The sequence below is a fragment of the Microcoleus sp. FACHB-SPT15 genome (genome assembly GCF_014849525.1).
Taxonomy (GTDB): domain Bacteria; phylum Cyanobacteriota; class Cyanobacteriia; order Cyanobacteriales; family Coleofasciculaceae; genus Symplocastrum; species Symplocastrum torsivum.
Map to the genome: position 1 here is coordinate 1 of NZ_JACJNU010000027.1, position 13,277 is coordinate 13,277.

Consider the following 13,277-nt stretch of genomic DNA (forward strand, 5'->3'; position numbering starts at 1 on the left):
AATGCGCCTCATCTGTCAATGTCAGTCAGGGTTTGCTCACTCTTAGATACACTAAATTTATCTCTTCTTTTCTTGTTTCGCTATATATTTAGCATACTAAGTACTGAAGAACCGAAATGATTTATCGCACATTTTTCAAACTATCAGTTTTATCAACAAATAGGTCGGTAAAAATACTCAACACAGTGCGATCGCGTACTCGAATATTCGTGCTAACAGACATCCCCGATTGTAGCGCTATCTTACGACCATTAATCTGTAGTGACTGCTGGTTTAACCGAACTTTGGCAGGAAAAGTATAGTACGGACGAATTTGATCGGGTGGTAACGCATCAGAACCAATCCAAACTAATTCTCCTTTTACATCCCCAAATTCACTAAAAGGAAATGAATCAATCCTGACATCTACTGGCATATCTTCTCTCACAAAACCAATATCTTTATTAGTAAGATAAACTTTAGCAACTAGAGCATCTTCAGGAACAATTTTGAGAATCGGCTCAGTTGTATTTGTAACAAAGCCAGGAGCAGAAGGTTTCATATCAAAGACTTTTCCGGAGACTGGAGAACGTAGCTCCTGATAGCCCAAGTTCACCTTGGCTTGACTCAACTGGCTATCAATTTCCGTAATCTTCTGCTGATTGTCCACAATGAATTTATTGATCTGGCTGTCAATTTCAGCGAGTTGTTTTTCATTTGTGGCAATTTGAGTCGTTAAGTCTTTCTGAGAAAGAGCAATGGTATTTTCTAGCTGTTGCCTAGCTTGGGAAATATCTAAGTCCAGCCGTGCTTGTTCCTGAAGAAGCTGATCTACCTCGGCTTGACGGGTTTTCACCTCTTGCTGCTGCTTGAGGAACTGGATACGGGGAACAGCTCCTTGCTCTGCTAGTGGTGTAATCTCATTCAGGATGCCCCGCTCAACGTCATAGCGACTTTTTGAATTGGCTAGCTGAACTTGATTCTGGTTGAGTTGTCTTTCTAGTTGTCCAATTTCCAACCGACTGGCAGCAACACGCGAATTGAGTTCTGCTGAAGAAAATCGCAAACGCTCCCGTTGTCCTGGGGTGAGATTAGTTCCCCTCGTATCACCATTAAGTTCGATGCGATACAGTTCGTTCTCAGCAATCAGTGCTTTGCGACTCTTTGTAAGAGAAGCGAGTTCTGGTGGAATTTGTAGTTCTGATAGCTCTTGCTCTGTAATTGTGGGAGCAGCGGAATCATTCAGTTGACTGCGATAGAACTGATTTTCTTTAATTAAAGATGCCCGAATTTTGCTCAGAGACGTGACTTGAGCTTGAGTAGCCGTAGGGTCAAGGCTGAGGAGCAAATCGCCTTTCTCAACGTGCTGTCCCTCCTCGACATGAATTTCTGTAACGACTCCACCAACTGGGGCTTGAATTTCCTTAACCGTACCTTGTGGCTCTAGCTTACCTTGGGCAGGAACGGCTTGCTCAATTTTGGCAATGCTTGCCCAAATAATCCCGAAGGTTGTGACACCAACAATTGTCCAGAGAATTGCGCGTGACCAGTTTTTGGACTGTCGCAAAATTACAGATTGGTCAAATTTGCCGTTCCCATTGGTGTGGCTTTGGGGACGAACATTTTGTTCTGCTGTACTGACTTGAACACTGGGATTAGAAACAGATGGTGTTCCTAAAGCAAGTTTTTGGTTGAGTTTTAACCCATTTTGCTGGTTCATAGCGGTCAAGATAGTGTGAGGTAGTAGGAGAGTGTGGAGCAGGGGAGACAGGGGGAGATAAGAGGAAAGTTTCTTCCCTTAAACGGCAGCTTCTTGTTGCCGATAGAGGCAATAGTAGCGACCTTTTTGAGCCATTAAGTCGTCATGAGTGCCTTGCTCGACGATTGCTCCTTTATCCATCATTAAAATCAGGTCAGAGTTGCGAATGGTGCTGAGGCGATGGGTGATGAAAAAGACGGTGCGTCCTTGATAGGCTTGAGCCAAATTGAGACACACTTGTCGTTCCGAGTCATAATCCAGCGCACTGGTGGCTTCGTCTAAAATCAAAAGCTGGGGCGAGTGCAGAACGGTTCGAGCGATCGCAATTCGTTGTCGTTGTCCCCCAGATAGTGAGGAACCCCGCTCCCCAACACGAGTGTTGTAGCCGTTAGGCAAGCTCATAATAAATTCATGCGCCACCGCTATCCTAGCCGCTTCGATGATTTCCTCAGAACTCGCATCGGGATTTGTCAAGGCGATATTCTCTTGCACTGTGCCATCAAATAAGAGTGTTTCTTGAGGAACAATCCCAATCTGACGCCGCAGTGAATACAGTTCGACCTTACCAATGTCATAACCATCAACGATGATTCGCCCTGCATCTGGGTCATACAGTCGGGGTAATAGCTTCGTCAGGGTACTTTTACCAGAACCACTTTGCCCAACAATGCCAACAAAGGTACCTGCTGGAATTTCTAGGTTGATATTGTTCAACTGTAGAGGACCAGTAGTCGCGAAACGGAATGAGACATTTTCGTACTTCACTGCACCCTGAACAGCGGGTAAGGGAATATTGTTACGGTCTTCTTCATCTGCTTCTTGCTGCGAATCAACGATATCACTAAGGCGTTCTAGGGATAGAGCTGTACTCTGGAAGTTTTGCCAGATTTGAGCTAAGCGTAGCAAGGGTCCTGTTACATAGCCTGCAATAATCCGGAAAGCAATCAACTGTCCTAAGGTTAACTCCCCAGCGAGTACCAGATAGGCTCCAACCCACAAAACTAATAAGCCAGAGAGTTTGTTCAAAAAGTTGCTAGCTGAACTTGCGGCTGTAGAAGTCAAAACATTTTGGAAGCCCTCGGTGACATAACGAGCATAACGCTCTTGCCACTTCCAGCGCGATCGCAATTCAATATTTTGTGCCTTAACCGTGGAAATCCCCGATAAAACCTCTACTAAATAGGATTGTGTTTCCGCCTGACGTTCCGCTTTGGTGCGTAGCTGTTGCCGCACAATTGGCGAAACAACAAAGGTAAGAAACACAAATAAGGGAATCACTGCTAATGTCACCAACGTCAGCACCCAACTGTAGATGAACATGACGACGATGTAGACAATCGAAAAGACAGCATCTAACACAACGGTTAAGGCTGTCCCGGTGAGAAACTGGCGGATATTTTCTAACTCATTAATACGAGTTGCTAATTCTCCAACCGGACGGCTTTCAAAATACCGCAAAGGCAAGCGCAACAAGTGATCTATAATTTCTGAACCCAGCGCGAGGTCAATCCGGTTTGTCGTATCAACAAACAAGTAGGTGCGTAAACTCGTTAAAACTGCCTCAAAAATCGCGACGACAACCAGGAAAACTCCCAAGACATGCAGGGTATCGATGCTGTTTTGAACAATAACCTTATCGATGATGACCTGAATCATCAACGGATTCGCTAGACCAAACAGTTGCACAAAAATGGAAGCAATCAACACTTCCCCTAAGACTTTGCGGTAACGAATCAGGGAAGGGATAAACCAATTCAGTCCAAACCGCTGCTTCGGTGTGTCTTTAGTGGGTTTGAGTAGTAGAACTTGCCCTTCATCACCCCAATTGCTGATGAACTTGCCGGGTTTGATGCGCTTAATCCCACTGGTGGGATCAGCTAACACTATTTCCCGTTCGCTACTTTCATAAAGGACAGCAAAGCTATCTTGCCAGTAGATCAAGGCTGGGGTAGGTAAGCGACTGACTGCAACTCCAGGTACATTTACCAGTTGGGCACTCAATCCCATCATGTCGGAGATCGCACCACAGTGCTGGAGGGAGAGTTTGCCGTGGCGCGACTGTTGGTTGGCAATGACGCGGCGGATTGTATCGCGTCGGAAGGGCATCCCAAAATGCTGACAGAGCATTTGGAAGCAGGCTAAGGTTGAATCAACTGGCCCTCTACCGCGAAAAACAGGATGGTTTCGTTTGCCTTGCTCATCATCAACAAAGTTCTGAGCAGTAGATGGCTCGGCGTAAGGGATTTCTTCGAGAGTGAGGCTAGTTGCCAGCGATTCAGGTAAGGATGTTTCGGTGTTTGGGGAAAGCAGGTTAGCTGGAATGCCGACTAGACGAGTGTTTCCTGACCCTTTCACTTCTAGCGCAGCAACGGCTTCAGCATTGAGACAGGAACCAACGGGTAAATTGGTTGACCCCCCACCACTAACGAACCACAGCCGATTGCGGTCGAGTTGGTCATACTTCCTACCGCGTGACAAATTGCAGATTACTGCTTCTGACCAAGCCTGGAGGGTTAATTCTTTGAGATTCGCGTCACCAGTGGCTCGTCTCTCTAGTTCTGCACTTAAGAGGTCGAATAGTTCTATCAAGGCGCAATGTGATCGGAAGGCGTTAGCAAATTCCGGTTCTGAGTCCAGTAGGGCAAAGAAGTCAGTCGCATTGATGGTGAGACAAACAACTTCCGTAGAAGCGATCGCTGTTTCGCAAGGAACTCCCCGAAGCAAGCTCACCCAGCCAAGGATTTCTCCAGGTTGCAGCAACTTCAGCGTGATTGGGGCAGGACGACGGGGTTCGTAAGCCAACAAACGAGCTTGCCCTTCATAGAGAATGGCGACCTGATTGGGCATTTTTTCCTTCATCACAATCGCCTGACCCATGCGGTAGCGAAGCAACTGGCATTGTGTTGACAGTTTTGCTCGTGCTGCCGATGACAAGCAATCAAACGGAGGTAGGCTAGCTAAAAATTCTTGAATGGTTGTCGTATAGGTCATTGGTCAGATAGCATTTAGCCCTTAGCTTTAAGATTAGGATATATAGGATTCAGACGTTCTTCGATCTCTATTAACTTTAAATAAAGCTTTCCTCCGTGTAGTTCTTAACAAAAAGTTTAAATCGAGGATTGGGAAAAACCCTTCGTCTGCTAACTATCTACTGGTAAGCAGATGATAGGTATTACAGTTCTTGCAAACGTCAACTTTTGGGATGTAGCTGTAATATTTATCACTCTTTTCTTTGCTGTTTATGCAAGAGACTTCATGAACTGTCATACAGAACTGTCAATATGAAAGTCTCTTTTCCCCAATTACCTGTCGCCAGTTCCCACGTTCAAGACGATCTATTGTTTTCCTCTGAAGGGAATCGCTACTGGAGATTCTGTCTCCTGCTTTGCGATCGCAAGGCATTAGCAAATTCGGTTTCTGAATCCAGTAGGGCAAAGAAGTCAGTTGCACTGAAGGTAATGCACAAGGCTTGTGTAGATGCGATCGCTGTTCACAAGGTACTACCCGCACCAAGCTCATCTAGCCAATGATTTTCTCCAGGTTGCAGTAATTTCAGCGTGATCGGGGTAGAACGACGGAGTTTATAAGCCAATAAACGAGCTTACTCTTACCTAGAGAATAGCAACTCGATTGGGTATTTCTCCCTAATCACAATTACTTATCCCATGCCCTAGCCAAGCAACTGGCATTGTGTTAACAGTTTTGTTCGTGCTGCCTATGACAAACAATCAAATGTAGGCTAACTAAAAATTCTTAAATAGTATGTCGTATTGTTGGTAGCAACATTAATACTGTAAGCGATCGCAAATTCTGCTGTTGAAGGGATTTTGCTGGAGAATGTGATGGGACAAGTAGCGGTTACTCGCAACTAAATCAATTAATGACCTACAGCTAATTGTTGATTTAGTTGTTCAGAAAGCCAGGTATTGAAGCACTCATTCAGCAGTCGTTGACACATTGGTGCATCAAGTTGAGCGGGCATAAATTTTTCTAGGCGGACAATAACAAGCCATTCCCCTAACCGTGTTGGAGGGCATAGTTGACCGGGTTTGGTTATCCGCAGCATTTGGGCAAGTGTGGGGTGAGGTGTACTCAGCTCAACGGGACCAATTAACCCACCAGTTTGCGCTTCTGGTCCTTGGGAATACTCTCGTGCCAAATCAGCAAACGAGTGTTCTCCTTCCTCAATTCGGAAGTAGAGTTCCTGGGCAATTCCTGGGTCTTGAGTGCGAAGCAGGGAGTAGATAACTCGGTCTAACTGGGCTTTGCGGCTCAGAAAATAGGATTCTAATTTATGCCCCCAAGTGGCTTGTTTAAATTTTTCAATTCTCAGCCCGCGTGTCGCTAGGGCTTCAAGCTGTACTAAAGTCATTCCCTGCCGTGCTGCCCACGCTTGTTGAGCGGCTTCATCAGTAATTTGATTTTGCTCAAAGAACTGCCCAGAGGCTTTTGTCTTTTCTTCAGGTGTACACTCTACTGATGCGATCGCTTGATCAATAATAATTTCCCGTAGTAAGGGCGGTAGTAGCTGGTAGCCAGCTAATAAGGGAATAATTTCTTCTACTGTAATTGTGCGATCGCCAACTTGTAAAACTGTGGTCATTCCAGAACAATTATCTTCCTTTATGAATCGTTGGTGGAACCCAGGAAGTACCACTTCATTATTTTATAGCAGGAAGCCGTCAGCTATCAGCTTTGGTGTTTTCCTTGCTCTGCCTAGGTTTCACACACCTGAGCTGTATCTCATCTCTCCAGGAAACCGCTATATTGTGTCAACTCCACGAGAAGTTCACCACCTTGTTAAGAATTTAGGCGAAAACTTAACTACAGATGAAGCGTTCTTAAGCAATATAGCTACCAAATTAAAGTGGGACAATCAGGGTGATGAGGAGGTAGGGAGAATGTACATAGAGACTCCCCCAATCACCCCATCGTCCTATCAAGCTGTCCCGTCTTAAGTGGATAGCCGCTATACTTATCTCGTTTGCCTAATGGCTACGCTCATCCTTGCTATGTTGCTGCCATCGCCGCGAAGCAAAGCCCAAAACACCAAGTGCTAGTACACCCAGGATAGAAGTCGGTTCAGGAACATCGGTAGCAGGAGGCGTGCTAGCTATCACCACATCATCGACTAACAATCCTGCTTCGTCCAACCCATCACCCAACTCAGCGACGCCAATGCCTAGGGTGTATGTTCCCGCTGTCGTGAAGGTATAGCTGAAAGTTTGATATCCCGTTTGGTAGCGAAACTTGGTTAGGTCTATTAGAGAATCTGGAAATGTTGAGTATGTATCGGCAAGGACTGTCGCCGAGAGTGTGACAAAGGCGAAGTCGTTATATTCTTCTTCTGCCTCCTTGAACTCCGTGAAGAAATTCCAATCAAATGTCAAAGTATCTCCAGATTCTACCGTCAAGGTGGTTTTTATCGCTGAACCTTCAAATACTTCCCCTTGTCCGATCTCATCTAAGTCAGTCATTTCTAGACCAAGAAAGGCTGCTAGTCCAGCGGCATTGTCCTGACAGCTTTCTTCAGAACCTGGGCAGAAGGTATCTAACAGAGCTTGCTGAGTTCCTTCCGTTGGGCTAGTACCAAATTCAACCGTTTCTATAGAAGTTTGACCAAACGTTTGCCAACCGCTAAAGTCGCCCGTCTCAAAACTACCATTGAGAACTGCAGCTGAGGATGAACCAGCACTAAATAGACTTGCCAGACTCAGGAGGCTAACGATACCAGCTTTTATAGGGAAATGCATGGAGGATGTGGAGAAAAACATAGATTTCTTTCATGCTTAGAGCTGGAGATTGACAATAAGAAGATTTCCGATTGCGATCGTAATATCCCAATGCAAGAAAATTTCTCCTAGTAGAGGCTGCCAATCTCTCGTAACATCCCTGCTTTCAAAAATCCTGTGCTTTGTTTATAAGTAAATACTGACCTACTTGAGATTGCTCTGCTAGTGAAACTACGTAATCTTCACCAATTCAATATAATTAGGGGTTCGAGTACGGGTAATCATTTCATGGTTGTTAGCAAATATACTAAATTTTTGTTAGACTTTAATCCTAAACATTCAGGGAATTGCATCTATTAGATTGTGATAAAAATTTTGAAGGATTTCATAAAGTTCTCATGAATATTTTGTGAGATTTTTATAAAGCTATTTATGAAATCCTTATAAAGCCCAAACAATTCTCTTCATCATTCCTTTATATCCCTCTTCTGTCACTCTCCGGTTTTTCCTATTATTAATATTTTCTACAAAGGAGGTATATTAGGGAATACAGCGTTTGCCCATCTAATTTTGGCAATTTCCCTACTCTGATCAATTTCTATGAAGGAAAAAGTCTGCGATCGCCTACCATAGGTTAGTTCTAGACTTCAGCAATGGCAAAAGTTTTCGGAGAGTGACAGAAGAGGGATATAGCACTTCTCGTATCAGTGAGGTACATCTAAGTTTCTTGCCAATTCCCCATTCCCAATTCCCGAAAACCTAGAAATTTGTACCTCATCCACTACATACGCTTAGCGCATAAAGAAGCAAAAAAAGCCCCTCCTCCACTCCCTACTACCCACTCCTCATGTCTTAGATAGAGCGAAGAGGGTAGACAGAACTAGGAAGGAGGAGAGGCAGTTTTGAAGAACGCGCCGAACTCTAATTGTTAAAGCCTAGACAATCACGTTGCTACCAACAGATAAAGACTCTATTGTCACATTTTCTAAGATAGCCATTGTTCTGAATGCGTGGAAACCATCGACTCCATCAGGATCGATTTGCACTCTGGCATCTGAGCCAGTCTGCACAAATTGCAGATAGCCGTCGGCAATGGGGTCAATCCCCTGATAGCCAATCTCTGCAAACACATCCGTCAAGACAACCATATCTTCGTCAGGGTTAAAGTCAGTGATTTTGTCAGTCCGGTCACTAAAGCTTTCGTAAACGAACTGGTCAAAACCCGCCCCACCTGTCAAGGTGTCACCGCCAAGACCACCGATGATAATATCGTGACCACTAGTACCTATGAGCGTATCTCGATCATTAGACCCTATGAGGGTGAGGGTAGTGCTATTCGTACTAACCGTCATCTTGTCACCTCAGCTATGCTGATAACTACATTTTGTACAACCACGTTTAAATCTGTTGCTATTACCTTTTCTGGAATAGCCATCGTTCTAAGGCAAAAGCATCATTCAATACCATTGGAATCAATTTGAACACTAATATCCGAGCTATCCTACAGTAATTGCAGATAGCTATTGACAATTTGATCAGCACCCTGATAACCAATTTCATAAACACCTGTGAGGATACTGCCATTCGCCGTAATACTCGACTCATTATCCCCGGCTGTGCCGATGATTTCAGCAAGTGACATAGGCATCTATAGGAAGAATGGAGAGCGAGTTAATCTGCCCCCTACAAATCCACTAGTGGTTAAAGCAAGGCTTGTGCTTTCACTAGCCTGAGTTTTCTTCTTTTTTGATACGTTCATCGACAACAGTGGTACGCTTTGGTTTTTTTGAGTGTAGTTACCCCAGTTGCACCCTAATTGTGCTGCGTCTTGATAGCGATCTCAGCACTCTAGGCAAAGCCTTGCTGAATTAACAGGTTGTTTGTTCCGTACTGTCACGGAAAACTCAATCACAATCTAGATTTGCCAGCCTATAATTCCATACTCTCACGAGAGAGACACCTAAAATTTTACTGAAGAAGCGTCAACAGAATGAGGAAAAGCTTTCTTTTACGCCAAAAATCTGGCATCTTTACTGAAATTTCATAATTACTCAGGTAATTATGTGAAAATTGTGAAGTCAGCCCTGGTTTTAGCAAATTTTCAAAGTTTGATTGTTTTTGCTCCTGTGCTTCCATTGCCGCTTGTTCATCTCCAAAACAGTTGGAGGCAAGTTTGCAGAGTTTCACGATCGCTCGTTGTACCAACTTGGTCAACTCTGTGGTACTGATTCATATTGGTAAAGTCGAAGTGGGAAGGTTATGGAAGCAAGATGCGATCGCACAGGAGTATCTTCTAAAATACGACTCACCCTATACGTAACCCACCACTGAACCTGCTCGTTATTTCTGGTAATTTGTTCATCAAACATGGAATCCCCAATCGATCGCATCAAACTTTCTCAAAGCGCTAAAGACCAACTCACCAAACTCAAACGCAACACCAAAATTGACCAATGGAACATCCTCTGCCGTTGGGCATTCTGTCGTTCCCTCGCTGAACCCAGCATCCCCTCACCTGTCCCCATTCCTCAAGACAGCAATGTAGAAATGAGTTGGCGTGTCTTCGGAGGAGACATCGCCGATATTCTACTCATTGCCCTTAAACAACGCTGCCATAATGATGGCTTGCCTCTTGATAAAGATACCCTGGCTACCCAATTTCGCCTCCACCTGCATCGAGGTATTGGCTATTTGGCAGGCGATTCAAATCTTAAAAAGATTGAAGACTTGATTGCTGTAGCTATGCCGCCTCAGAGAGTGTTGTAAAAAACTATGGCAAATCACTTTAGTGCGTCGAGACAAACCAGTCGATGAGTTTTCGGGCAATGCTCAGTTTAGGAGGAATCTGCGGCAAGTTGTGCTTGCTAAACCAAGCGGCATCCACCAATTCTTCTGGTTCAATCACAATATCACCACTGGCATAGGTGGCTGTGAATCCAATCATCAGCGAGTTCGGAAACGGCCAGGGTTGTGAACCAAAATAGCGAATGTCTTTGACCTCGATCCCAACTTCCTCGCGCACTTCCCGTACCACTGTCTCTTCCAGGGATTCTCCTGGTTCTACGAACCCAGCGAGTACACTGTACATTCCGGCTGGAAATCGAGGGGCACGAGCTAATAATAGTTCTTCACCACGAGAGATAAGCATAATGACCGCAGGCGAGAGACGAGGATAATTGACTAATCCGCATTTAGGACAACGCTTGGCACGTTCATGGGGTAATTGCGTTGTTGGAGTTGCACAGTGTCCGCAGTACTGATGAGTACGAGCCCATTCCACAATCTGAATAGCCCGACCACTCAGCACAAACAAGTCTTCGTCTAACATTCCATACAATTCACGCAGTCCCCGCAAGGTCAAGCCATCAGGTGCGATCGCATCCTTGGGTAATTCCGCCGAATAACAAGGCTGATTATCCAGGGTACCGAGAAATTGAGTCCGCACGGGCACCAAGCCAATCTCTGACAAGCTGATTAGGTTGGGAATCGTGCTGAGTGTTCCTTCAGGGCGAACTAGCAACTTATTGCCGACAAACGCGAACCACCAAGCAGGTTCAGACTGTAGGGCCGGGTGAGTAATGCCAGGGATGAAGGTTCTATGCATATCCACTCTTAGTGCGATCGCGTAACGTACCGCAGACAATCGCCTTCATCGTATCACTGCAATCGAGTCCCTAGCTGTTCTTCAGATGGGTACTCGATCTCACTTCTGCTTCACAGAAAATCGGCGGGGAGCGCTCGCACTCAATCGGATGGTCATCAATCCTGAGTGCGTCGTTGGACAACGGCTGTCACAATGCCGATGCCGAAGGCTCCGAGTAGGGCAAAGCCTAAGAATAACTGGCTGCCTTCAAATATTCCCGCTCCTGCTGCGACCCAAAGTGGCTTAGCAATAAGAATGCTGGCAATTAGGGCTATGAAATAGCTTTGCCAACGGGTTTGAGTGAGTCCTACGGCATAAGCAGCAAAATCAAATAGTCCTGTCATTAAAAAGCCCGTCATCAGGAAAAAGTTGCCTTCCAAATGTCGTTGAGCAAGGCGATCGACTTTTTCCATAAATTGCTGACCGACAAACCGTTCAACTAAACCACGTCCGTAGCGACGAGCAATGTAGAAGTTGAACGTACAGGATAATAAATCAGCTAGAGCAACCACCAGTAATCCCTGAACAAACCCAAACACACCCCCGGCTAAAATTGCGTAAGCTGTTCCTGGAAGGACTGGCAAAATGATGCTGGTAAACCGCAGTCCGAACAGGATCGCAGGTGCCCAGATGCCAAAGCGCTCAACCTGTTCTCGAACTTGCTCAATGCCAAATTTGTTGAGCAGCCAAATTGCTAAAGCAATGAGAACCCCAATCAGAACCCAGCGAAGAGTTTTCATCCAGTTGTACTTCATTCGGCTCAATCACTCGATGTCTATTTGGTATGGTGGCATTAAATTGCTCACACAGTGATGGGACGATCACTTTTATTGCAAACGCTGACACCAGTTTGATAAAGGTGCGATCGCGAAGTGTGTTCTCTTAAGACATTGAACAAGGGAAGTAAGAAGCGTAATCCAATTCAATCTTTTGCCTTACCTCTTGTAAAAGTTAAAAATTGCCCCTTAGGGAAGATGAGGAAGCTCTGATTAGGCAGTTAATCTAAGGCTAGGTTTGTTAATAATAACCCTTGAGAAAGTCAACGGTTTTGGTTTAGCCCTTAACCCGTTAAGGAGAGCAAGATGAGTATTGAGAATCGAATCGAAGCTAGTGTCAAAAATCTTGAAGGAAAGTTAGAAGAGGCGCTGGGGGCACTAACAGGTAACCCTAGGCTGAAAGTTGAAGGTCAGACTAAGCAGGCACAAGCGGCAGCTCAACACACTAAAGAAAACCTAAAAGATCGTGCAAAGCGGTTTATAGACCGTACCTAAACTCAAACTAAGACGAGCGAGCGCACCAGCCTCTATATTCAGCCAAAACTAACCTACCCGCTCTCACTGTTCATGTTTGCGATCACATAGCGTGGAGGAGGTCGCCTCATGAACTAAGCTGAATCTCTTTTCACTATTAGTGTAATTGTCGGTTGTTTCTTGGTGCAGGTAGAGTGAATGATGAGATGTTGGGTTTCCTACATCAACCCAACCTACTGCAATATGGAATCGTACTTTATATAATTTAAGTAGCGGGAATATGAATGTTGAAACTTGACTATCAAATGATTAGCATACAGTGAAAGCTAAAGAATACTACGAGGCTATAAGTAAAGCTGCTCAAACCATTTTTGATGAATCTGTTGACTACTGTGATTTTCTTGGGAAAGTTCATGATTACTCAGCTTCTATACAAGATTGGCTGAATGTTATCCCGTCTAGTCAAGAAAATCATATGCTCGATCACTCACTTGAGCAAGTAGAGTTTAGCTGTCTCTTGCTTCTCTGTGGAATGTATAGACAGGCTTTTGCTTCGCTGAGATTAGCGCTGGAACTGCTTTTTGGAGCTATCTATTTTTCGGCACATAAGTTAGATTACCTTGAGTGGGAAAATGGCTCAAGGGATCTGAATTGGCAAACAGTCATTGATGAAAATAGTGGAGTACTTTGTTGCTTTCAGAGGTAGTTCTTTAATTCATACTTCTGATCCACTACAATTCAGGCATTGGATGTTAGCTAAAGTGATTAGAGAAGTCCTTAAAGAGTTACGGAAGAAAGGACTTATAGCAATTCTCACACTTGTGAGGCACAATATAATTCAAGTACATCAATTATAAAAATCACCAATGAAACCTCATCCCATTGAATTTCGCCAGAAAATCATTGAAGTTCAT

The 13,277-nt window shown here is 44.6% G+C and carries 13 protein-coding genes; 5 read left to right on the plus strand and 8 right to left on the minus strand.

Translation table 11 applies throughout. The features are described from left to right. Nucleotides 1-121 precede the first annotated feature (121 nt). Nucleotides 122-1,699 (minus strand): HlyD family efflux transporter periplasmic adaptor subunit, encoded by a 1,578-nt coding sequence (locus tag H6F98_RS08210; protein WP_192218184.1) that lies wholly within the window; start codon nucleotides 1,697-1,699, stop codon nucleotides 122-124. 78 nt (nucleotides 1,700-1,777) lie between these two features. After that, on the minus strand, nucleotides 1,778-4,729 hold the full coding sequence (locus H6F98_RS08215; RefSeq protein WP_192218185.1) for a peptidase domain-containing ABC transporter: 2,952 nt from the start codon (nucleotides 4,727-4,729) through the stop codon (nucleotides 1,778-1,780). 290 nt (nucleotides 4,730-5,019) lie between these two features. Between H6F98_RS08215 and H6F98_RS08220 the strand changes: the two genes are divergently transcribed. After that, entirely contained in the window at nucleotides 5,020-5,268 is a 249-nt protein-coding gene (locus H6F98_RS08220; RefSeq protein ID WP_192218186.1) for a hypothetical protein, read from the plus strand. 347 nt (nucleotides 5,269-5,615) lie between these two features. Here H6F98_RS08220 and H6F98_RS08225 read toward each other — a convergent pair whose 3' ends face one another. From H6F98_RS08225 to H6F98_RS08240, 4 genes are all read right to left on the minus strand, one after another. After that, entirely contained in the window at nucleotides 5,616-6,341 is a 726-nt protein-coding gene (locus tag H6F98_RS08225) for a peptidylprolyl isomerase (RefSeq protein ID WP_192218187.1), read from the minus strand. Between the two features lie 385 nt (nucleotides 6,342-6,726). Next, nucleotides 6,727-7,512 (minus strand): PEP-CTERM sorting domain-containing protein, encoded by a 786-nt coding sequence (locus tag H6F98_RS08230; RefSeq protein WP_192218188.1) that lies wholly within the window; start codon nucleotides 7,510-7,512, stop codon nucleotides 6,727-6,729. 893 nt (nucleotides 7,513-8,405) lie between these two features. Continuing rightward, nucleotides 8,406-8,822, minus strand: a complete 417-nt coding sequence (locus H6F98_RS08235; protein ID WP_192218189.1) for a type I secretion C-terminal target domain-containing protein — start codon at nucleotides 8,820-8,822, stop codon at nucleotides 8,406-8,408. Between the two features lie 149 nt (nucleotides 8,823-8,971). Continuing rightward, nucleotides 8,972-9,112, minus strand: coding sequence for a hypothetical protein (locus tag H6F98_RS08240; protein ID WP_192218190.1), 141 nt, complete (start codon nucleotides 9,110-9,112; stop codon nucleotides 8,972-8,974). Nucleotides 9,113-9,643: 531 nt separating this feature from the next. Between H6F98_RS08240 and H6F98_RS08245 the strand changes: the two genes are divergently transcribed. Together H6F98_RS08245 and dndE are read left to right on the plus strand one after the other, a co-directional pair. Next, complete coding sequence (locus H6F98_RS08245; protein WP_192218191.1) at nucleotides 9,644-9,790, plus strand: hypothetical protein; 147 nt, start codon at nucleotides 9,644-9,646, stop codon at nucleotides 9,788-9,790. Between the two features lie 47 nt (nucleotides 9,791-9,837). Continuing rightward, nucleotides 9,838-10,236, plus strand: coding sequence for a DNA sulfur modification protein DndE (gene dndE / locus H6F98_RS08250; RefSeq protein ID WP_192218192.1), 399 nt, complete (start codon nucleotides 9,838-9,840; stop codon nucleotides 10,234-10,236). A 19-nt stretch (nucleotides 10,237-10,255) separates the two neighbouring features. On the opposite strand, the gene nudC is transcribed toward dndE, so the two are convergent. Together nudC and H6F98_RS08260 are read right to left on the minus strand one after the other, a co-directional pair. Then, entirely contained in the window at nucleotides 10,256-11,113 is an 858-nt protein-coding gene (nudC, locus tag H6F98_RS08255; RefSeq protein WP_199348368.1) for an NAD(+) diphosphatase, read from the minus strand. Between the two features lie 116 nt (nucleotides 11,114-11,229). After that, nucleotides 11,230-11,853 carry a TVP38/TMEM64 family protein gene (locus H6F98_RS08260; RefSeq protein WP_192218193.1) on the minus strand — a complete coding sequence of 208 codons (624 nt, stop codon included), beginning with the start codon at nucleotides 11,851-11,853 and terminating at the stop codon, nucleotides 11,230-11,232. Nucleotides 11,854-12,195: 342 nt separating this feature from the next. Between H6F98_RS08260 and H6F98_RS08265 the strand changes: the two genes are divergently transcribed. Further along, nucleotides 12,196-12,384, plus strand: a complete 189-nt coding sequence (locus H6F98_RS08265) for a CsbD family protein (protein WP_192218194.1) — start codon at nucleotides 12,196-12,198, stop codon at nucleotides 12,382-12,384. A 298-nt stretch (nucleotides 12,385-12,682) separates the two neighbouring features. Further along, on the plus strand, nucleotides 12,683-13,069 hold the full coding sequence (locus H6F98_RS08270; protein ID WP_192218195.1) for a hypothetical protein: 387 nt from the start codon (nucleotides 12,683-12,685) through the stop codon (nucleotides 13,067-13,069). The last annotated feature ends 208 nt before the right edge of the window (nucleotides 13,070-13,277 follow it).

What these genes read in the sequence shown, in the direction of transcription:
- H6F98_RS08225 (WP_192218187.1), bottom strand. Translation starts at nt 6,341, where the DNA reads ATGACCACAGTTTTACAAGTTGGCGATCGCACAATTACAGTAGAAGAA.
- H6F98_RS08235 (WP_192218189.1), bottom strand. Translation starts at nt 8,822, where the DNA reads ATGACGGTTAGTACGAATAGCACTACCCTCACCCTCATAGGGTCTAAT.
- dndE (WP_192218192.1), top strand. Translation starts at nt 9,838, where the DNA reads ATGGAATCCCCAATCGATCGCATCAAACTTTCTCAAAGCGCTAAAGAC.
- H6F98_RS08220 (WP_192218186.1), top strand. Translation starts at nt 5,020, where the DNA reads ATGAAAGTCTCTTTTCCCCAATTACCTGTCGCCAGTTCCCACGTTCAA.
- H6F98_RS08265 (WP_192218194.1), top strand. Translation starts at nt 12,196, where the DNA reads ATGAGTATTGAGAATCGAATCGAAGCTAGTGTCAAAAATCTTGAAGGA.
- H6F98_RS08215 (WP_192218185.1), bottom strand. Translation starts at nt 4,729, where the DNA reads ATGACCTATACGACAACCATTCAAGAATTTTTAGCTAGCCTACCTCCG.
- H6F98_RS08260 (WP_192218193.1), bottom strand. Translation starts at nt 11,853, where the DNA reads ATGAAAACTCTTCGCTGGGTTCTGATTGGGGTTCTCATTGCTTTAGCA.
- H6F98_RS08230 (WP_192218188.1), bottom strand. Translation starts at nt 7,512, where the DNA reads ATGTTTTTCTCCACATCCTCCATGCATTTCCCTATAAAAGCTGGTATC.
- H6F98_RS08210 (WP_192218184.1), bottom strand. Translation starts at nt 1,699, where the DNA reads ATGAACCAGCAAAATGGGTTAAAACTCAACCAAAAACTTGCTTTAGGA.
- H6F98_RS08240 (WP_192218190.1), bottom strand. Translation starts at nt 9,112, where the DNA reads ATGTCACTTGCTGAAATCATCGGCACAGCCGGGGATAATGAGTCGAGT.